The organism is Puribacter membranae (genome assembly GCF_055380425.1).
On sequence record NZ_AP040167.1, the window covers coordinates 441,704 to 459,284 of the forward strand.

The following is a 17,581-nucleotide window of genomic DNA, read 5'->3' on the forward strand; positions in this document are numbered from 1 at the left end:
AGAAAGTGATGTATGCGCTATATTTTGGCAATTATCGGGTCACTGTTGCTGCAATCGGTGGCTTATGGTTACGTTTCGGCGCGCTATCCCTCGGGTAATATGATGCAGTTTGCGTTCATCGCCTGTATTTTGTGTGCGTTGTTTTATGAATTATCACTGCGCATTTGGCCGGTGGAGCCGCATGTATCGGAGGATCGTCGTGCGCTACGGCGCATTGGAATTGTGACCGCATTGTCGTATGTGGCGTTTTTTGCGGCCATGGCGTTTATTCCTGCGTCCGTGGTGAGCTTGACTGAAATCGCGGTGGGGCCGTTGTTTGCGGTGTTTGTCTCGGCGTGGTTCGTCGGTGAACAATTGAACCATGCGCACGCAACTCATCGGCGTGATTTGTGGAGTGCGGCCGGATTTTTCGGGGTGATGTTTGCTGCGACCTTATTGGTTTTGAAAGCGGTAGGTGTGAGTGTTGATCAAATGATCTGGGGTGTTGTCCTATCGTCCTTTGCGGGTTTGGGTGCGGCGATCATTGCCTCGATTGCGCGTTTGCATTTGGCGCATCTGAGTCCGCGCCTGGTACTCGCACGGCGCTTTCATTTGACGTATGTGTGTGCGTTGGCATTGGGCTTGATGTTTGAACAGTGGATTTGGCGCTGGGATTTTTGGCTGCTTTCCATGTGCGTGGCGTTTTTTGGCGTGGTTTTGCCGATGTTTTTATTGCAGTGGGGCGTGCAAAAGGTGCGTCCGATGATTACGATGCTGATGCTGGCGTTCGTGCCTGCAATGATTTATGTGGCTGAGTCGGTGTTTTCAGGACACGCGGATGGCTGGGTGTCGGGATTGATTACGCTGGGGGTGGCTTTCGCCGTGGTTTATACACTGATGGATATGCGACGCGTTCAGTGCTTCCTTTAATACTTTGTCAAAAAACCCGCATGCTTGCGGGTTTTTTATGGTGTAGCTTGCTGCAATGATGCAAGCAACTCAATTTTTTTGCGACCATTTGGAGTAGCCGATTTCTACGGTTCCATAAAGTTCGATTTTATTTTTAGCGCCCAGCTTGAGTCCAGTGGTATTGCTGTCCGCCTCGGTTGGCGCTGTTTGGGCGATCGGTTTTAATTCGTAGCTGTGCGGATGCCATGGTTCCACCGGCAGGGTTTTGCTGCTGTCGCTGCTGGCATGGGTGTCGGCGTATGCGGCGGTTTGCCACAGCGAGCCTGCGAGCAGTAGGGAGAACAGGGCGGTTTTTGAGTGCGTTTTCATCATAAGTCCTTGATGGATGAGTGTTTTTCGCATTATGACAGGTTTTTGTTCAAAATTTGTGTGGGTGCTGCTTTTTTATGAAAAGAAAAAGAGCCAGAAATCTGGCTCAGAGTTTGATTTGTTTGCGGATTTTGTCTTCCATCTGCACGTTGGAGAGCCATTTGAAATACAGTTGTCGTGCAACGGCCATGGCATTTTCGATATGCTGCCAGTTTTCGCGCTGGATGCGTTCGACGCTGTGTACATTGGCATCATTGGCGTCGTTCAGGTCTTCGCGCGCGGTATCGAGCCAGTGATTGATTTTTTCGGGTAGGGCTTCGCAGTGAAATTGCATGCCCAGGTGAATGTCATCGAGTACGAAGGCTTGGTTTTGGCAATACAGGCTGCTGGCTAAATTATGCGCGCGCAGCGGCGGGATGAAAAATTCGTTGTGCCACTCGAACAGGGTCACGGGCGTAATGCCACCGAACCATTGGTAGGCGAGATTGTCATGCTTGGGTGTGACGGTGTGCCAGCCGATTTCTTTGTGCGGTGCTTTTTGTACCGTGCCGCCACTGGCTTTGGCGAGCAGTTGTCCGCCCAAACAGTGACCGATGACGGGAATGCCGAGCGACATGGCTTCGTAAATCAATTCAACAGCTTCGAGCAGATGTGGGTATTCGTCGGTGTCGTGCACGCTCATGCCGCCGCCCATGATGCCAAAACCGCTGTAGTCAACAATGGAAAGCGGTAGGGCGTCACCTGCGGCAATGTTGACCAATTCAAACGGGATTTCCCAGTTAATCAGGCAGTCAGTGAAATAGCCTGGCCAGTCGTAGTGTGCGTGTTGTAATACAAGGATCGGTTTCATAATCATTTTCCGGTTGTTTATCCCAATGCTTTGATTTTAATAATAAAAATAGTTCGGTTGCGTCGGGTTAAGGGTATGCTGCGGGTTTATTTTATGTGAATTTATGCCCAATTGCACCTTAACTGAAGGTTTGTTTTGCTTCGTTTGGGTGCAATTGGCTCGATTTTTTATCATTTATGAGCGGCAGTACACTCGGCCAAGCAGGCCTCGAATACATCCAAGTAGCGTTCGATTTGCGCTTCGGTCGTGGCAGGGCACACCAGAGTCATATTGTGAAATGGTGTGATCATGATGCCGCGATTGAGCAGGTATAAATGTACCGCGCGTTCCAGCTCGTCATCTATTGCGCGTTCGGCTTCCGAGCCGTTTTTCGGGCTGTGGGCGCAGAACTGAAATTCGCTGCGCGCACCGAGTTGGGTCACGCTCCACGGCAGACGATATTGGGCGATCAGGCTTTGCATGCCGGTAGCGAGCTGGGTTTGGCGTGCAATCATGGTGTCAAACGCAGCGGGCGTGGCGACTTGGGTCAAATTGGTCGCTAGCAAAGCCATGGTCAGCATATTACCCGAGAGCGTGGTGCCAATGCCCGAGTGACCGGCGGGTGCGGCTTCTTTCGCTGCGCGTGCACGCTGTGCGACCTCAGCACTCATGCCGTACACCGCGCAGGGAATGCCGCCAGCAATGGCTTTACCGGCAATAATCATGTCGGGCAAAAATCCGTCTTGTTCGCGGCAAATACCGGTATAACCAGCATAACCGGCGCTGATGGTGTGGGTTTCGTCAAAAATCAGCAGGGTGTCGGTGTCGTTACACGCTTGACGCAACTCACGCAGAAAATCAGGCTGAGGCAAGACCATGCCGCAATTGGTCAAGGCCGGTTCGGTCAGCACGCAGGCGAATTCGCCGCTGGCGAGTTTCGTTTTGACTGCCTCAATGTCGTTGAACTCAACCACGTCGGTGAACTGGGTCAAATCGTACACTTGACCGAGCAAACTGGCGCGCATGGTCGGTGGCGCTTCTGGGTTGTTTGCATCCAGATCAACGAATACATCGTCAATCGTGCCGTGATAGCAGCCATTGAACACCAGCAGTTTTTTGCGTCCTGTGATCGCACGCGCCCAACGCAGCGCGAAGCGGTTTGCATCCGTGGCGGTGGTCGCCAGTTGCCAATACGGCAGGCCAAATCGCTCGGCCAATGCAGCCCCCGCTTTGGCTGAGTTGGCCGTTGGCAGCATGGCGGTGTAGCCTTGATCGGCGTAATCGCGCAAGGTCTGCGCAATGTCGGGCGTGCTGTGGCCGAACATCGCGCCGGTGTCACCCAAGCAAAAATCAATGTAGTCGTGTCCGTCCACGCAGGTGAACGCTGCACCGTGCGCACGCGCTACGAATAGCGGTACCGGCGTGCTCCAATCGGCCATCCAGTGCAAAGGCACGCCAAACAGGAAGTTTTGTTGCGTTTGCTGCGCCAATTCGTGTGATTTCGGATGTTGCGCGAGGAAGGTGTCTGATTCGCGCGCTATGAGGCTTCGGATATGTTCGCGTGAGATGCTCGTGGGGGTCATGGTGTCTCCAAATGTCGGTTTTGCTTAATTTATAGTGATTGAGACATTGTGCAAAAAAAGGCTCGTGAAAACACGAGCCATTTCTTGTTTCGCTGACATCCACTTCATTTGCGCTTGGCAATCATCACGCCCGATGCGCCGGCCAAGGTCAGCGTACCGGAGCTGTCGATATTCCACATTTGACTGGCGGCGAGTTGTTTGAGGAAGCGTTGTTCCTGCTCCATTACCGCCGGTTCGCACGCCATGCGCGTGGTTCCCGCTTGTTTGACCACGATGCTCGGACCGGTCAGAATATAGCCGGCAAAGTAGGTGTTGCACGAGGTATGGCCGGTCAATTGAAACGTTTGACCAAAATTCAGGGTTGGTTTGAGCTGTGTATCCACGGTTTTACCGTTAATGCTTTGAACCACCCATTCGCCGCTTTGCAGCTTGGCGATCGGATCATGGGCAGGGCTGGTGCCGCTGGTCATTGGTACACCTGCGCATGCTGCGAGTAAAGTGACCGCGCCCAGTGCCGCTAATTTTGATTTGAATGCGTTCATGATGCTCCTCCTTTAAAAAATGAGCGTTTGGATGATAAACCAACAGACGGATATTTGCTTGAAAAAGACGGAAATATATTGCATGATGACTGCTTTGTGCAAACAGAAGGAATGAACAGCGATGAAACATGGTTTCGCCTATTTGAGTCAAAATCGATTTTTGAGCGTGCCGAATGATGCGTCCAATAAACCCTTTGGCGTCGCGGGGATTCCGTACGATGGTGCGGTGACCAATCGGCCGGGCGCGCGCTTTGCGCCGGCAGCGATTCGCCAAGCGAGCCAGATGCTGTGCGATGGCATTCATCCGTTTTTTAATACCTCGCCGTATGAATTCATTCGCGATTTGGGCGATTTGGCTACGCCGAACACCGATCTGACCGCCATGCGCGCGTCTTTGGCCGAACAGGTTCCCGCGCTCTTGGCACAGTATCATATGTGTTGGCTCGGTGGCGATCATTCGATCACGCTGGGCTTGTTGCGTGCGTATCGTGCATGGGCGGGACAACCATTGGCGGTGCTGCATTTTGATGCACATTGCGATACGTGGGAAGATCATTTCGGCGAGCCGTCAGGGCATGGTACTTGGGTATACGAAGCCATTACGGAAGGCTTGGTTGACCCCGAATCATTCGTGCAAGTGGGTATCCGCTCGGCGGGCGTGCGCGAGGCGCGCGAGTATGTGCGCGATCAAGGCGGTGTGATTTTTACCGCGCGTGATTTGCGCGGTTTGGAATCGGAAGGGCAGTTGTCCGAGGTGATTCAGACGATTCGTCAACGCCTATCCGCCAAAGGTTTGCCGGCGTATTTGACCTTGGACATCGATTGCCTTGATCCGGCGTTTGCACCCGGAACGGGAACGCCCGAAGTGGCCGGACTGAGCACCAATCAAGTGTTTACCCTGCTGGAAGCGACTGCGGATTTGAACTGGGTCGGTATGGATTGCGTCGAGGTCGCGCCGCCCTACGATCATGCCGAGTTGACCAGTAATGCCGCGGCGCAATTGGTCTGGACGTATTTGTCGGGGCAAGTGGCTCAATTAAAGTAATGTATGACTGAGAAAAAAGACCGTATCCAATATTTGATCGACGCATTGCGCGTACTGCCGGGCGTAGGCAATAAATCGGCGCAGCGCTTGGCGTTTACCTTGCTGCAACACGAGCGCGAAGGCGCACAGCAATTGGCTGCCGCCATCACCGACGCTTTGGCGCATTTGCGTCATTGTGAGCAGTGCTACACCCTGTCGGATGATGTGGTGTGCAGCACTTGTGCGAATCCGCGCCGTCAGCGTGAATTATTGTGCGTGGTGCAGTCACCGATGGACCAACTACTGATCGAACAAACCATGACCTATAAAGGTCTGTATTTTGTGCTCGCGGGTCATTTAAATCCACTCGAAGGCGTCGGCCCCAAAGCCATCGCGATGGATCAACTGATTCAGCGGGCGTGCGACGGTGTGGTGCAGGAAGTGATTTTGGCCACGCATTTCACCAATGAAGGCGAACTCACCGCCCATTACATCGCCGAACAACTCATGGCGCGCGGCTTGCGCGTGACCCGATTGGCCAAAGGTGTACCCGTCGGCAGCGAACTCGAACAAGTCGATTTAGGTACGCTCGCGCAGGCGATGACCGCACGGAGGTAACAATGGCGAAGCTGAAAAATCCGATCTTTCGACTGGCGGTTTTGTTTGGGGTTTGGGCGCCGTGGCTCGGTAGCCTGATCTACTTCGGCTACGATTCGCTGTTTGTCCAAGGGGTTTTAACCGCAGGGCAAAAATGGAGCGATTTACTGATTGGCACGATCACATTGTATCCGCTTAGCCTGATTTTTGGTGGTATACCGGCGCTATTGACGGGAGCGGTGTACGCTTATTATCTGCAAAGCCAGACGGTTCACAACCCCAGTTGGGCAAAGCGCTTACTCATGGGAGGCTTTTTAGGCGCATTGTTCAGTTTTGCCTATTTGCTGGCTGTGATCGGGGCGCGTGATGGCTCGATTTGGCTACTGACGGGCGTGGGTGCCTTGAGTGGCGCGATTGGCGCATTATGCGTACTTGATGGCGTGTATTTTTGGCTGTTTCCGAAACGCAATCCTTTGTATGAGCAGTTGCAGCGGCAGAAGGATTTGCGTTTGTAAGGTAATTTATCCTTGTTTGAAATAAATACCAGATTATTTGATTATGAAAAAAGGGATTCCGTACGGAATCCTTTTTTATTGATGACGATGTTTCCGATGAATCAGTTTTTACCTAGTCCATGACTGACAAAGTCTTCCAAAGCCTGTGTTAGTGCTTCCGTGTCTTGAGCATCTTCATGCACTGCCCAGTAAGCCAGACCTTCTATGAGTGCGCCAAGTATCGGGCGCAGGAAGGGGCTTCGTTGCTGTTCTGCGTGAATATCGAGTAGTGCGTTCAGTTTTTTATCAAACTGTGCATGGCGTTTGCGCTGAAATGAGGGGCCACCGCAGCGCAATATGGCGAGGAGGTGTGGTTCATTGAGGATAATACGGAATATTTGTGAAACAGTTTGCGGCGTGGGCATGCCTTTGCTGTTACTGATGATGGGTTCTATTTTTTGCCAATATGAGTTGAGCAAATCGTCAAAAATGGCATCCAAAATAGCATTGGTTGAGGGGAAGTAGATGTAGATAGTTGGTCGGACGATGTTCATTTCCGAGGCGATATCGCCGATGGTGACTTCTTCAAAACCTCGTCGTGCAAATAGATCCAATGCGACATTTAGGATTTGTTGTCGTCGTTCTTCTGGGCGCATGCGGGTACGGGTGCTTGTAGTCATAGTGTGTTCTCATGCATAGATTTTACTACAGAAATATTTAATGACTAACTGTCACTTGACAGAGCTTGCAGATAAGAGCAGAATAAAATTATCTAATTACATTGTGTCATTTATTTTTTGTGGTCTTTTTATGGAGCGAGATCATGGCAAAATGCAATCATCAAATATTGAACCCTAAAAATATTCATGTTCATTTGGTCGGTGCTGGTATTGCAACGATGTCTGCGGCGGTTTTTTTGATTCGTGATGTGGGGGTACTCGGTGAACATATTCATTTTTATGAACAGTTGCCTGTGGAGGGCGGCTCGCTGGATGGTGCGCGTTCGCCCAGTGCGGATGGCTATGTAACTCGCGGTGGTCGAATGTTGGAGGATGAGGCGTATGTGTGTTTGTGGAATTTGTTGGAGAGTATTCCAACGGTGGGCAATCCTGAGTTGACGGTTCGACAGGAAATTGCACAATTTAATCGGGAGGTACCGACGTATGCCCGAGCTCGTATCATTGACCGCAATCATCAGATTTTGGATGCGTCGGATTTGGGGTTGGATGCCTATGATCGTGTTCAATTGACACGTTTGCTTGCTCTTCCTGAAAAACTTATTGGCGCGCGGCGCATCGAGGATTTTTTCTCTGAGCATTTTTTCCAAACGAATTTTTGGACGATGTGGTGCAGTATGTTTGCTTTTCAGCCGTGGCACAGTGCGATTGAGATGAAACGGTATTTGCTGCGTTTTATGCAGGAAGTGCCGCGTATTCATACCTTGGCAGGGGTACGGCGAACCAAGTTGAATCAATATGATTCGATTGTTTTGCCGATACAAAGATGGCTACAAAATCATGGGGTTCAATTTGAATCCGGGGTGACGGTCAAGGATGTGGATTTTGTTGAATCAGCCGATGCGCGTGTGGCAAGTGCCTTGCATATTGAGCGCAATGGGCAGGCTCAGGAGATTAAGTTGGGTGTGCAAGATTATGTGTTTCTGACGCTTGGCTCCATGACGGCGGATGCGGCCTATGGTGGCGATGACACGGTTCCGCCATTGATTCGTGATAAACGCGATGGCGGCTTTGAACTGTGGGAAACCATTGCCTCAAAGGCCGGCGACTTTGGTCGCCCGAATGCTTTTTGCGGCAATGTGGATGAGTCCAAGTGGGAGTCATTTACCTTGACGATGACGGGGCGCGCACTCCTGCAACGCATTATTGATTTTAGTGGCAATCAGCCGGGAACCGGCGCCTTGATGACGTTTAAAGACTCCAATTGGCTCATGTCCATTGTGGTACCGCACGCACCGCATTTCATCGGTCAACCGAATGATGTATATACACTGTGGGGTTATGGCTTATTCATTGATCGAGAGGGCAATTATGTGAATAAAAAAATGTCCGAATGTACCGGACAAGAGATTTTGACCGAACTGCTCGGTCAGCTGGGGTTCAAAGATGCAGACGATGAAATTCGCAAGACAACCCGTGTCACGACCGTTATGATGCCATACATCACATCGCAATTTGAACGGCGAGTGCCGGAGGATCGGCCTTTGGTTGTTCCGAAGGGAGCGAAAAACTTCGCGTTTCTCGGTCAATATGTGGAAATCCCAGAAGACGTCGTGTTCACGGTTGAATACTCCGTACGGGGGGCAATGCATGGTGTATATGAATTAATGGGTGTTGACCTGCCGATACCGGCGATTTACCATGCGCTTGAGCATCCGAGTGTGGCGTTCCAAGCGCTACGTACCATTCGCACAGGTCGAGCCGACTGGGATGCGCGTTAAATTACAATAATCACTTCACAGGAGAATGTATGGAATTAAAGGATAAGGTTGTCGTGGTGACCGGTGCGGCGGGAGGCATTGGTGGTGCTCTGGTGGATCAGTTTCGCTCCGAAGGCGCGACGGTCATTGGCTCTGATTTGAAAGTGCCTGAGCAGACGCAGGCCAATCGCTTTCTGACAAATGATATTTCGACGGAAGACGGCGTTAAATCGCTGATTGACGATGTGTTGGCGCATGAAGGGCGAATTGACCTGTTTTGCTCCAATGCGGGTATTGCGCTACCAATGGATGCGTTTAGCCCCGAAAAATACTGGGACAAAACCCTCGATATCAACCTCAAAAGCCACTACTGGGCAGCGCGCCATGTACTGCCGCACATGATCGAACGCGGCAGCGGCTATCTGCTGAACACGGCTTCTGCTGCGGGTTTACTCAACGAAATCGACAGCTTTGGCTATGGCGTGACCAAACACGCGGCCATTGGCTTGGCCGAATGGCTCGCATTTACTTATCGGGACAAAGGCATTCGGGTTTCGGTCTTATGTCCGGAAGGCGTCAAAACCCAAATGATCGCACATTCCCCCTACTTGCAAGCCAGCGCCATTACCGCTGAAGAGTTGGCTAAAATCACCAGTGAGGCTATTCATGCCGAGCGCTTCATGATCACCACGCACCCGCATACGATCGAAGCTTTTCAGAAAAAAGCCGCGAATTATCAAGGATTTATCGATTTCATGGTTCAACGACGCGCCCAAGCCATCAGCATGCGCGAAGCATTGAAAAAATCAAGCACCGCCTCCTAACTTTACCATTCAAAACAAAAGCCCGAATCGATAGTGATTCGGGCTTTTTAGCCTCATTGGCGCCGCCGACAGGAATCGAACCTGTGACCCTCTCCTTAGGAGGGAGATGCTCTATCCACTGAGCTACGGTGGCGTGTTGACTGAATGGCGATGTGATTTCGTGCGCAATTATACCTCACAACACCACATCATCTTCATCCGTCATTTCATGGGGAATAGCGACATGATGACGTCGCTCCTGCCAGCGCATCCACGCGCGTGAGACCAGCGGCAGGGCGTAAATCGGGAACTGCATGGCGCCGATCAGGGGCAGATATTGCGTTCCGAGGAATGGCGCGGCGATGGTGAAGGTCAGCAATACATTGCGTCCGCCCGAGGCGACGGCGGCGGAAATGCGGTGCTCGGTCGTGCTTTTGCGGTACAGATAAAAATTCAGCCAAAACAGCACAGTGACGATGGACATGGATAAAAACAGCAGTCCGAACGCATGCCAATGGTGTTGATCAAACTCGCGGCGAAAACTGCCAATCAAGCCAAACGGAAAGGTCATGACCAACAGCATGGTGACTTTGGACAATTGCTGGTGGATTTTGAGTAATACCGATTCGGCAATCCAACGATGCACCAGCGCAGAAGCAGCCATCGGTCCGACGATAAAAATCAACAGACGTTTGACGTACAGCACCATATCCAGCTCAACATCCGCCGTTTGAAACAGCCACAAATTGATGTACAGTACGACGGGCATGAGCAGTGTGGTGGCGATGGTCAGCGCCATCGCATACAGTGGTTCAAAACCAATCGAGCGCACGATCGCAGGCGTGGCGAATAGTGAACCCGTTGCCATAATCGCCGCTACCGCCAGCAATAAATCATCGCGCATACCGAGCAGATAGCAGGTACCAATCGCCAAAATCGACATACCAACCGTGTGAATCAGCGCATACAGCCAGACGGACGGCTGCGACAGCGTACGTACCAAGTTATGCTGGTTAATCGCCATCAGTGTAAAAAACATCAGGAAAAACAACACCATCGGTAGGTAGGGCAAAACCACATCGGACAATTCGGGCAGCAAAAAGCCTAAAATAGTCGCCAGAATCATGAATAAGGCGGAGTGATGTGAGATGAAATTTAAAATACGCATAAAGAACGGTTTCTTTTTTGGGGCGGGGATCCAGAAGAATCAATCAAGCCCACAAAATTGAATGATTGAAGAATCCCCGCTCAAAATCATTGCGGGGATGACGGCTTTGTATTGAGATTGCTCCTGAATGATAAACAGCGACTTGGATTTGGGGTGGGGGACAACCCAACCTAACAAGCCAATTTAATTTTACGCCTGTGCAATCGGAATGCTGATGAACCCGCGCGATGCGCTGTACGGCAGCGGTGTGAACGCATCCATCTGCTCGGCACTCATCGCGACTTCGCCACGCAGGGTGTTGGTCATCGCCTGAGTGATGCGCATATCGACCATTTGCCCGATGAGTTTTTGTCGCGCATTGGCCAGACCAACCGGTGGTTTGAAATTCACAATGCGGTTATTCTCCGTGCGTCCGTACAATTCAGACGGATCGCGCGTGGACAGACCTTCGACCAGCACTTTTTCGATATGACCGACCATGCCGTCGCTGACCGATTTGGCGTATTGGGCGATTTCGGCTTGCAAGGTTTGTAGGCGGTGCAGCTTTTCGTTGTACGGAACCAAATCCTCCAACTCCGCCGCCGGCGTGCCCGGACGTGCGCTGTAAATGAAGGAGAAACTCACATCGAATTTCACCGTGTCAATCAGACGCATGGTGTCGAGAAAATCCTCATGCGTTTCGCCCGGGAAACCGACGATAAAGTCCGAGGACATCGCCAGATTCGGCCGAATCGCTTTCAATTTTTCGATGATGCGTAAATATTCCTGCGCCGTATAACCGCGCTTCATCGCGCTCAAAATGCGGTCTGAGCCGGATTGCACCGGCAAATGCAGGTGATTAACCAATTGCGGCACTTTATCAAACGCGTTGATCAGGCGGTCGGTGAAATGATTCGGATGGCTGGTGGTGAAACGAATGCGTTCGATGCCGTCAATATGTGCCATGGTCTCCAGCAGTGTGGCGAAGTCGGCGATCTCTGACGTGCCGCCCATGGTACCCATATAGCCGTTGACGTTTTGCCCCAACAGGTTGATTTCCTTCACGCCCTGATCGGCCAGATCGGCGATTTCGGTCAAGACGTCATCGAACGGGCGCGAGACTTCCTCGCCGCGTGTGTACGGTACGATGCAGTAGCTGCAATATTTCGAGCAGCCTTCCATGATGGAGACGTAGGCCGTGGCTTTTTCTACCTTTGGCGGTGGCAAATGATCGAATTTTTCGATTTCGACGAACGATACGTCCACCTGCGAACGGCCTGTTTTCGCGCGTTTATCGAGCAATTGCGGCAGGCGGTGTAAGGTTTGCGGGCCGAACACCACATCCACATACGGCGCGCGCGCAACGATGTTTTTGCCTTCTTGCGAGGCGACACAGCCGCCCACACCGATCAGCAGATTCGGGTTTTTCTTTTTCAGCTCGCGGATACGACCGAGGTCGGAGAAGACTTTTTCCTGCGCTTTTTCGCGGATGGAGCAGGTGTTCAGCAGGATGACGTCGGCGGCGGCCATGTCGTCGGTTTTTTCGAGACCGCTTTGCTCGCGCAGGACGTCGTGGATTTTGTCGGTGTCGTATTCATTCATCTGACAGCCGAAGGTTTTGACAAATACTTTTTTCATGAGGTGCTCTCGTCGAAACAGTGGTTTATTCTGGGGACGTTAAAAGGTTGCTTTTTTCTAATGGAATCTAATGGATTGATTTATTTGAGAAAATTCCATAAGAAAACGCGTGATTATACACGCGTTTCGATTGCTGCGATAGGGCAATGGTGCCGAGTTTAGCCCGCATCACTCAATGAATACGGTAACGCACGGCGCTGCCATTGACCGCTCGGCTCTTTGAATGAGAGCTGCGCGTCGTTCTCCAGCAGCGGCAGGCTGACCTCGTACAGCACGTCGATCTGCGTGTCGTTCAGCGGGCTGCGCGCGTAGGCGAGCAATTGTCCGGCGGGTTGCGCGGGGTCTGCGCTGCTGTACACATCCATGCCGATGTGCAGCTGGGTGAGTGCTTGATCGCGCTCAACTGCGTTGGCAAAATCAATGGATGCCGCTTGCATGCGGCGTTTGAGTTTACCCAGATAGTGACTGCGCGCGACGATCTCCTGTCCCGGATAGCAGCCTTTTTTGAAATTCACGCCGCCAATGCGTTCCAAATTCATCATTTGCGGCACAAATGCCTCGGAAATATCAGCGGTGACGTGTGCGATGCCCGCACGAATATCGAGCCAGTGCCACAGAGCCAAATCGCTCGCATCCGTCGGCGTTTCAGCCGATTGAGGGGCGATGCGGATTTCTCGCGGCAGGTTATGGGCATTGGATTCATCGAGTACGCTGGGCAAAATACCCAAACGGGTCACGCCATCCGCCGTCTGTTTCACGCCGTTGGCCAAGGCGTTTTGACCGACAAAACCGCTGATATGGTATTGCGCGCTGACATTGTCCAATGTGGCTTTCATGCGCAGCACAAACATCCGCAGGCGTTTGATCACCGTTTCGGCGACCGAATGGTGCATCAGCAAAAACACCTCTTCGCCCTCGGCGTAGGTGTAAAAAATCGCATACAGCCGACCTTTGGCCGAGCAGTAGCCGCCCAGTCGCACGTCGTTGTCGCCCAAATGCGCGATGTCCTGTGTGAACTGCGTGTGTAAAAACGCTTTTGCATCCGCGCCGCTAACGCGAATCAGCGCGTATTCGCCATTCAAATTCAAGTTTAAACCTGTGTCCAGTTGCGCCAGCAGTGGTAGGCTGACTTCGCTATTATTCATCGTGTGCATTGTTTGTTCCACCTGTAAACATTAGAATGGTGAAATTGTACCCGCGATTGGACAAGCATGCCGCAATGCGTTTTCAAAGACGTTTTGAATGCGGCGTGACCCATCAATCAATTGAGTGAAAATAGAGCGAACCCATGAGTGATTTATTTGCCAGCGATCTGCCAAGTCATGGCGCAACGGCACCGGTGGACGAGAGCGCGCCGCTGGCCGAGCGTCTGCGTCCGCAAAACCTGTCCGAAGTCATCGGGCAAAAGCACCTGCTTGGCGAAGGCCAACCGCTGGCGGTCGCGTTCGCCCAGCGGCGCATGCACTCCATGATTTTTTGGGGGCCGCCGGGCGTAGGTAAAACCACGCTGGCGCGGCTGGTGGCGCATTCTTTCGATGCCCAGTTTGTCGCGCTTTCCGCCGTTTTGTCGGGTGTGAAAGAAATCCGAGAAGTGGTCGAGCAAGCACAGATTTGGAAAGCACAAGGGCGGCAAACCATCCTGTTTGTTGATGAGGTACACCGATTCAATAAATCGCAGCAAGACGCCTTTTTACCGCACGTCGAATCCGGTTTGCTCACCTTTATCGGCGCGACCACCGAGAACCCCTCGTTCGAGGTCAATAATGCACTGCTCTCGCGTGCCGCCGTGTATGTACTGCAATCCTTGAGCGAGCAAGATTTAGCCGATTTGGTCGTGCGCGCCAGTGAAGCGACACAATACACCGTCGCGCCCGATGCGCAAACCATACTGATCGAATCCGCCGACGGAGACGCGCGCCGACTGCTCAATCATTTTGAGCAGGCCATGCACGTCGCGCGCTCGCACAAACAAACGCAAATCAGCGCCGAGCATCTCAAAGCCAGTCTCGGCGCGACGCTGCGGCGATTCGATGCGGGCGGCGAAGCGTTTTACGACCAAATTTCCGCCCTGCATAAATCTGTGCGCGGCTCCAACCCCGATGCCGCGCTGTACTGGTTCTGCCGCATGCTCGATGGTGGTACCGACCCGCGCTACCTCGCGCGGCGCATCGTGCGCATGGCGTGGGAAGACATCGGGCTGGCCGATCCGCGCGCCATGCAAATTTGCAACGACGCGGCGCAAACCTACGAACGCCTCGGTTCACCTGAGGGCGAGCTCGCGCTCGCGCAAGCCGTTCTTTACCTCGCCGTTGCCGCCAAATCCAATGCGGGCTATATGGCCTACAACCAAGCACGCGCCTGGGTCAAACAGGACGGCTCGCGCCCCGTGCCGTTGCACCTGCGCAATGCGCCGACCAAGCTGATGAAAGAACTCGACTACGGCAAAAACTACCGCTATGCCCACGACGAAGCGGGCGGCTACGCGGCGGGCGAAAACTACTTCCCCGACGATATGCCGCAAGTGAACTTTTACCAGCCGACCGAGCGTGGGCTGGAACAAAAAATTAAAGAAAAATTGGCGTATCTCAAAGGTTTGGATGACAAGGCGAATGTATGAGTAGTAATCAACGAATGGATGCCGTCACACCCGAAGCACGTGCAGAGATCCTGCAGCGGTTGCAAGAGGCTGAACGTGAACACGATGTCAAAGTTTTAATGGCGGTTGAGTCAGGTAGCCGTGCATGGGGCTTTGCTTCGCCCAATAGTGATTACGATGGTCGGTTCATTTACATTCATCGTCCTGAATGGTATTTGTCCGTGGGTTTGGAGGAGCAGCGCGATGTGATTGAATACCCGATTGTGGATGATATGGATGTGAATGGCTGGGATGTGCGTAAGGCATTACGGTTGTTTTGGAAATCCAATCCGGCATTTGTCGAGTGGCTGTATTCGCCCATCATGTATCGCTGTGATGATTGGTTCGTAGATCAGGTGCGCGGTTTGGTACCGCAGGTGTATTCAATTCAGAGTGGCTTTTATCACTATCGCAGTACGGCTAAGAGTAATTTCAGAGGGTATTTGCAAACGGATTTAGTGCCGCTTAAAAAGTATTTTTATGTGTTGCGTCCTTTGTTGGCAGTGAAGTGGTTGGAGCGTTTTGAACGTGTGGCACCCATTGAATTTGAAAAATTATTGGTCGTGGTTCAAGAGAATGTAGAGCTGATGGCGGCGATTTATCAGTTGCTGGATTTGAAACGTCAATCGCCAGAAATGGGGTTGGCGCCGCAAGTACCCGTGATTCATGCGTTTATTGAGGCTGAGTTGAGTCGATTGGCGCATATCGCTCCGGATCGATTTGAGCGTCCTGCTAATGTAGAGTTTTTATTGTCTCGGCTATTTCGTGAGACTTTAAAACGGGCTTGGGCTTGAGCGGTTGTTTGTTCGGTATGCACATTTAGGGAAATGCGCGTTTCCTTTTTGAATCAATCAGTTTCTTTTATGCTGCATTTCGACTGATATTTTTCAAAATTTACCCAGTGTTAGTATGAGACTTTGGGATGACAATCAGTAGTTGAGAAAGCCGAGTTTTTGCGGCAGCCCGATTCGGCTTTTTGATCAGAAAATTTGTTCCAACGGCGATTTAATTTTTGGTCTTGCTGATGCTTATGCGATAATTTGCACCATTACGGTGCTTTTTTTGCGCCCAAGATTTTTTAATGTGATGAAAGACTATTATGAAGTACGCTCGTTTAGAGGATTTTCTTGATTATGTCGCCCAGCGCGATCCAAACCAGCCCGAATTTTTGCAGGCGGTGAAAGAGGTGATGGGCAGCCTGTGGCCGTTTATCGAAAAAAATCCGCAGTATGCCAAAGACGCAATTTTGGAACGCTTGGTCGAGCCTGAACGCGCGATTCAATTTCGTGTAGCGTGGGTGGACGATACGGGGCAAACGCAAGTCAATCGTGCGTTTCGGATTCAGCACAGCAATGCGCTCGGCCCGTTCAAAGGTGGTATGCGCTTTCACCCGTCGGTGAATTTATCGATTTTGAAGTTTTTGGCGTTTGAACAAACATTTAAAAATGCTTTGACCACGCTGCCGATGGGCGGTGGTAAAGGTGGTTCGGATTTTGACCCGAAAGGCAAATCCGATGGCGAGGTGATGCGTTTTTGCCAAGCCTTGATGGCCGAACTGTATCGTCACATTGGCCCGAATACTGACGTGCCGGCGGGTGATATTGGCGTCGGCGCACGTGAAGTCGGCTATATGACCGGCTATATGAAAAAATTCTCGAACGATACCGGCAGCGTGTTCACCGGAAAAGGTCTGAGTTTCGGTGGTTCGCTTATGCGACCCGAAGCGACGGGTTATGGCACGGTGTATTTCACCCAAGAAATGCTGCTGCACCGAGGCGATAGCCTTGTGGGTAAAACCGTGGCGGTTTCCGGCTCGGGCAATGTCGCGCAGTACGCCTGTGAAAAAGCCATGCAATTGGGTGCGAAGGTGCTCACGCTGTCCGACTCGGGCGGTACGCTGTTTGTGGCGCAGGGCATGACGCCGGAATTATTGGCAGAGCTGATGACATTTAAAAATGTACAGCGCGGGCGTTTGGCTGATTTTGCGCAAGCGCATGGTTTGACGTTTGAGGCGGGTAAACGACCGTGGCACCATGCGGTGGATATTGCCTTGCCGTGTGCGACGCAGAACGAATTGGATGAGCAAGATGCACAAACCCTGATTGCCAACGGCGTGCTGTGCGTGGCCGAAGGGGCGAATATGCCGTCTACCTTAGGCGCGGTCGATGCGTTTATCCATGCGGGGGTTCTATTCGCTCCGGGTAAAGCATCCAATGCGGGCGGCGTCGCCACCTCGGGGCTGGAAATGTCGCAAAACGCCATGCGCCTGTCGTGGACGGCGGCGGAAGTAGATGCGAAACTGCACACGATCATGAAGGACATTCACCAAAACTGTATTCGCTACGGCACACGCGCCGATGGCTCGGTGAACTATGTTGATGGTGCGAATATCGCGGGTTTTGTCAAAGTGGCGCAAGCGATGGCGGAGCAGGGTGTTTATTGATTGGATCTATCGAGCTTGAATGGCGGAGTTGTTTCCGTTATGAGCTGGGTCAACCGCAGGGGCGCATGATTGCGCCTCTATTCATTGAAGATGGAGCATGGCGTGGTTGATGGCTGTGCATTAAAATGCGACGATTTGCGGTAAAATGCGCA

The 17,581-nt window shown here is 52.0% G+C and carries 17 protein-coding genes and 1 tRNA gene; 9 read left to right on the plus strand and 9 right to left on the minus strand.

The features are described 5' to 3' along the window. Positions 1–12: 12 nt before the first annotated feature. Positions 13–909, plus strand: a complete 897-nt coding sequence (locus tag ACZ41M_RS02060) for a hypothetical protein (protein WP_464730512.1) — start codon at positions 13–15, stop codon at positions 907–909. A 69-nt stretch (positions 910–978) separates the two neighbouring features. Here ACZ41M_RS02060 and ACZ41M_RS02065 read toward each other — a convergent pair whose 3' ends face one another. From ACZ41M_RS02065 to ACZ41M_RS02080, 4 genes are all read right to left on the minus strand, one after another. Next, a complete protein-coding gene (locus ACZ41M_RS02065; protein ID WP_464730511.1) occupies positions 979–1,257 on the minus strand; it encodes a hypothetical protein in 279 nt (92 codons plus the stop codon). A 106-nt stretch (positions 1,258–1,363) separates the two neighbouring features. Continuing rightward, on the minus strand, positions 1,364–2,107 hold the full coding sequence (locus ACZ41M_RS02070) for a type 1 glutamine amidotransferase (protein WP_464730510.1): 744 nt from the start codon (positions 2,105–2,107) through the stop codon (positions 1,364–1,366). Between the two features lie 170 nt (positions 2,108–2,277). After that, positions 2,278–3,669, minus strand: a complete 1,392-nt coding sequence (locus ACZ41M_RS02075) for an aspartate aminotransferase family protein (protein WP_464730509.1) — start codon at positions 3,667–3,669, stop codon at positions 2,278–2,280. A gap of 104 nt (positions 3,670–3,773) precedes the next feature. Further along, positions 3,774–4,211: an META domain-containing protein gene (locus ACZ41M_RS02080; RefSeq protein ID WP_464730508.1), complete on the minus strand. Its 438-nt coding sequence runs from the start codon at positions 4,209–4,211 to the stop codon at positions 3,774–3,776. Positions 4,212–4,332: 121 nt separating this feature from the next. Between ACZ41M_RS02080 and speB the strand changes: the two genes are divergently transcribed. From speB to ACZ41M_RS02095, 3 genes are read left to right on the plus strand one after another with little or no spacing between them, the layout of a single operon-like run. Continuing rightward, entirely contained in the window at positions 4,333–5,256 is a 924-nt protein-coding gene (gene speB, locus ACZ41M_RS02085; protein WP_464730507.1) for an agmatinase, read from the plus strand. A gap of 3 nt (positions 5,257–5,259) precedes the next feature. Next, entirely contained in the window at positions 5,260–5,853 is a 594-nt protein-coding gene (recR, locus tag ACZ41M_RS02090; RefSeq protein WP_464730506.1) for a recombination mediator RecR, read from the plus strand. 2 nt (positions 5,854–5,855) lie between these two features. Next, on the plus strand, positions 5,856–6,347 hold the full coding sequence (locus ACZ41M_RS02095) for a hypothetical protein (RefSeq protein WP_464730505.1): 492 nt from the start codon (positions 5,856–5,858) through the stop codon (positions 6,345–6,347). Positions 6,348–6,448: 101 nt separating this feature from the next. Here the strand turns inward: ACZ41M_RS02095 and ACZ41M_RS02100 are convergent, their stop codons facing one another. After that, on the minus strand, positions 6,449–7,006 hold the full coding sequence (locus ACZ41M_RS02100) for a TetR/AcrR family transcriptional regulator (protein ID WP_464730504.1): 558 nt from the start codon (positions 7,004–7,006) through the stop codon (positions 6,449–6,451). A 143-nt stretch (positions 7,007–7,149) separates the two neighbouring features. Between ACZ41M_RS02100 and ACZ41M_RS02105 the strand changes: the two genes are divergently transcribed. Together ACZ41M_RS02105 and ACZ41M_RS02110 are read left to right on the plus strand one after the other, a co-directional pair. After that, positions 7,150–8,784: an oleate hydratase gene (locus tag ACZ41M_RS02105; RefSeq protein ID WP_464730503.1), complete on the plus strand. Its 1,635-nt coding sequence runs from the start codon at positions 7,150–7,152 to the stop codon at positions 8,782–8,784. A 29-nt stretch (positions 8,785–8,813) separates the two neighbouring features. Continuing rightward, positions 8,814–9,587 (plus strand): SDR family oxidoreductase, encoded by a 774-nt coding sequence (locus ACZ41M_RS02110; RefSeq protein WP_464730502.1) that lies wholly within the window; start codon positions 8,814–8,816, stop codon positions 9,585–9,587. A 57-nt stretch (positions 9,588–9,644) separates the two neighbouring features. On the opposite strand, the gene ACZ41M_RS02115 is transcribed toward ACZ41M_RS02110, so the two are convergent. The 4 genes from ACZ41M_RS02115 to ygfZ form a co-directional block, all read right to left on the minus strand. Further along, positions 9,645–9,720 (minus strand) — tRNA-Arg (locus ACZ41M_RS02115). Positions 9,721–9,762: 42 nt separating this feature from the next. Continuing rightward, positions 9,763–10,734, minus strand: coding sequence for a hypothetical protein (locus tag ACZ41M_RS02120; protein ID WP_464730501.1), 972 nt, complete (start codon positions 10,732–10,734; stop codon positions 9,763–9,765). Between the two features lie 189 nt (positions 10,735–10,923). Then, positions 10,924–12,351, minus strand: a complete 1,428-nt coding sequence (gene miaB / locus ACZ41M_RS02125) for a tRNA (N6-isopentenyl adenosine(37)-C2)-methylthiotransferase MiaB (RefSeq protein WP_464730500.1) — start codon at positions 12,349–12,351, stop codon at positions 10,924–10,926. Positions 12,352–12,509: 158 nt separating this feature from the next. Then, on the minus strand, positions 12,510–13,505 hold the full coding sequence (gene ygfZ, locus ACZ41M_RS02130; protein WP_464730499.1) for a CAF17-like 4Fe-4S cluster assembly/insertion protein YgfZ: 996 nt from the start codon (positions 13,503–13,505) through the stop codon (positions 12,510–12,512). 134 nt (positions 13,506–13,639) lie between these two features. On the opposite strand from ygfZ, the gene ACZ41M_RS02135 reads away from it, so the two are divergent. From ACZ41M_RS02135 to gdhA, 3 genes are all read left to right on the plus strand, one after another. Further along, entirely contained in the window at positions 13,640–14,968 is a 1,329-nt protein-coding gene (locus ACZ41M_RS02135) for a replication-associated recombination protein A (protein ID WP_464730498.1), read from the plus strand. Continuing rightward, on the plus strand, positions 14,965–15,780 hold the full coding sequence (locus ACZ41M_RS02140) for a nucleotidyltransferase domain-containing protein (protein WP_464730497.1): 816 nt from the start codon (positions 14,965–14,967) through the stop codon (positions 15,778–15,780). The genes ACZ41M_RS02135 and ACZ41M_RS02140 overlap by 4 nt, the downstream gene beginning before the upstream one ends. Before the next feature lie 305 nt (positions 15,781–16,085). Then, the gene (gdhA, locus tag ACZ41M_RS02145; RefSeq protein WP_464730496.1) at positions 16,086–17,429 is read left to right on the plus strand and encodes an NADP-specific glutamate dehydrogenase; all 1,344 of its coding nucleotides are present in this window, start codon (positions 16,086–16,088) and stop codon (positions 17,427–17,429) included. Positions 17,430–17,581 lie beyond the last annotated feature (152 nt).

What these genes read in the sequence shown, in the direction of transcription:
- ACZ41M_RS02135 (WP_464730498.1), top strand. Translation starts at nt 13,640, where the DNA reads ATGAGTGATTTATTTGCCAGCGATCTGCCAAGTCATGGCGCAACGGCA.
- ACZ41M_RS02105 (WP_464730503.1), top strand. Translation starts at nt 7,150, where the DNA reads ATGGCAAAATGCAATCATCAAATATTGAACCCTAAAAATATTCATGTT.
- gdhA (WP_464730496.1), top strand. Translation starts at nt 16,086, where the DNA reads ATGAAGTACGCTCGTTTAGAGGATTTTCTTGATTATGTCGCCCAGCGC.
- speB (WP_464730507.1), top strand. Translation starts at nt 4,333, where the DNA reads ATGAAACATGGTTTCGCCTATTTGAGTCAAAATCGATTTTTGAGCGTG.
- ACZ41M_RS02095 (WP_464730505.1), top strand. Translation starts at nt 5,856, where the DNA reads ATGGCGAAGCTGAAAAATCCGATCTTTCGACTGGCGGTTTTGTTTGGG.
- ACZ41M_RS02075 (WP_464730509.1), bottom strand. Translation starts at nt 3,669, where the DNA reads ATGACCCCCACGAGCATCTCACGCGAACATATCCGAAGCCTCATAGCG.
- ACZ41M_RS02060 (WP_464730512.1), top strand. Translation starts at nt 13, where the DNA reads ATGCGCTATATTTTGGCAATTATCGGGTCACTGTTGCTGCAATCGGTG.
- ACZ41M_RS02110 (WP_464730502.1), top strand. Translation starts at nt 8,814, where the DNA reads ATGGAATTAAAGGATAAGGTTGTCGTGGTGACCGGTGCGGCGGGAGGC.
- ACZ41M_RS02120 (WP_464730501.1), bottom strand. Translation starts at nt 10,734, where the DNA reads ATGCGTATTTTAAATTTCATCTCACATCACTCCGCCTTATTCATGATT.
- miaB (WP_464730500.1), bottom strand. Translation starts at nt 12,351, where the DNA reads ATGAAAAAAGTATTTGTCAAAACCTTCGGCTGTCAGATGAATGAATAC.
- ACZ41M_RS02065 (WP_464730511.1), bottom strand. Translation starts at nt 1,257, where the DNA reads ATGAAAACGCACTCAAAAACCGCCCTGTTCTCCCTACTGCTCGCAGGC.
- ygfZ (WP_464730499.1), bottom strand. Translation starts at nt 13,505, where the DNA reads ATGCACACGATGAATAATAGCGAAGTCAGCCTACCACTGCTGGCGCAA.
- ACZ41M_RS02070 (WP_464730510.1), bottom strand. Translation starts at nt 2,107, where the DNA reads ATGAAACCGATCCTTGTATTACAACACGCACACTACGACTGGCCAGGC.
- recR (WP_464730506.1), top strand. Translation starts at nt 5,260, where the DNA reads ATGACTGAGAAAAAAGACCGTATCCAATATTTGATCGACGCATTGCGC.
- ACZ41M_RS02080 (WP_464730508.1), bottom strand. Translation starts at nt 4,211, where the DNA reads ATGAACGCATTCAAATCAAAATTAGCGGCACTGGGCGCGGTCACTTTA.
- ACZ41M_RS02140 (WP_464730497.1), top strand. Translation starts at nt 14,965, where the DNA reads ATGAGTAGTAATCAACGAATGGATGCCGTCACACCCGAAGCACGTGCA.
- ACZ41M_RS02100 (WP_464730504.1), bottom strand. Translation starts at nt 7,006, where the DNA reads ATGACTACAAGCACCCGTACCCGCATGCGCCCAGAAGAACGACGACAA.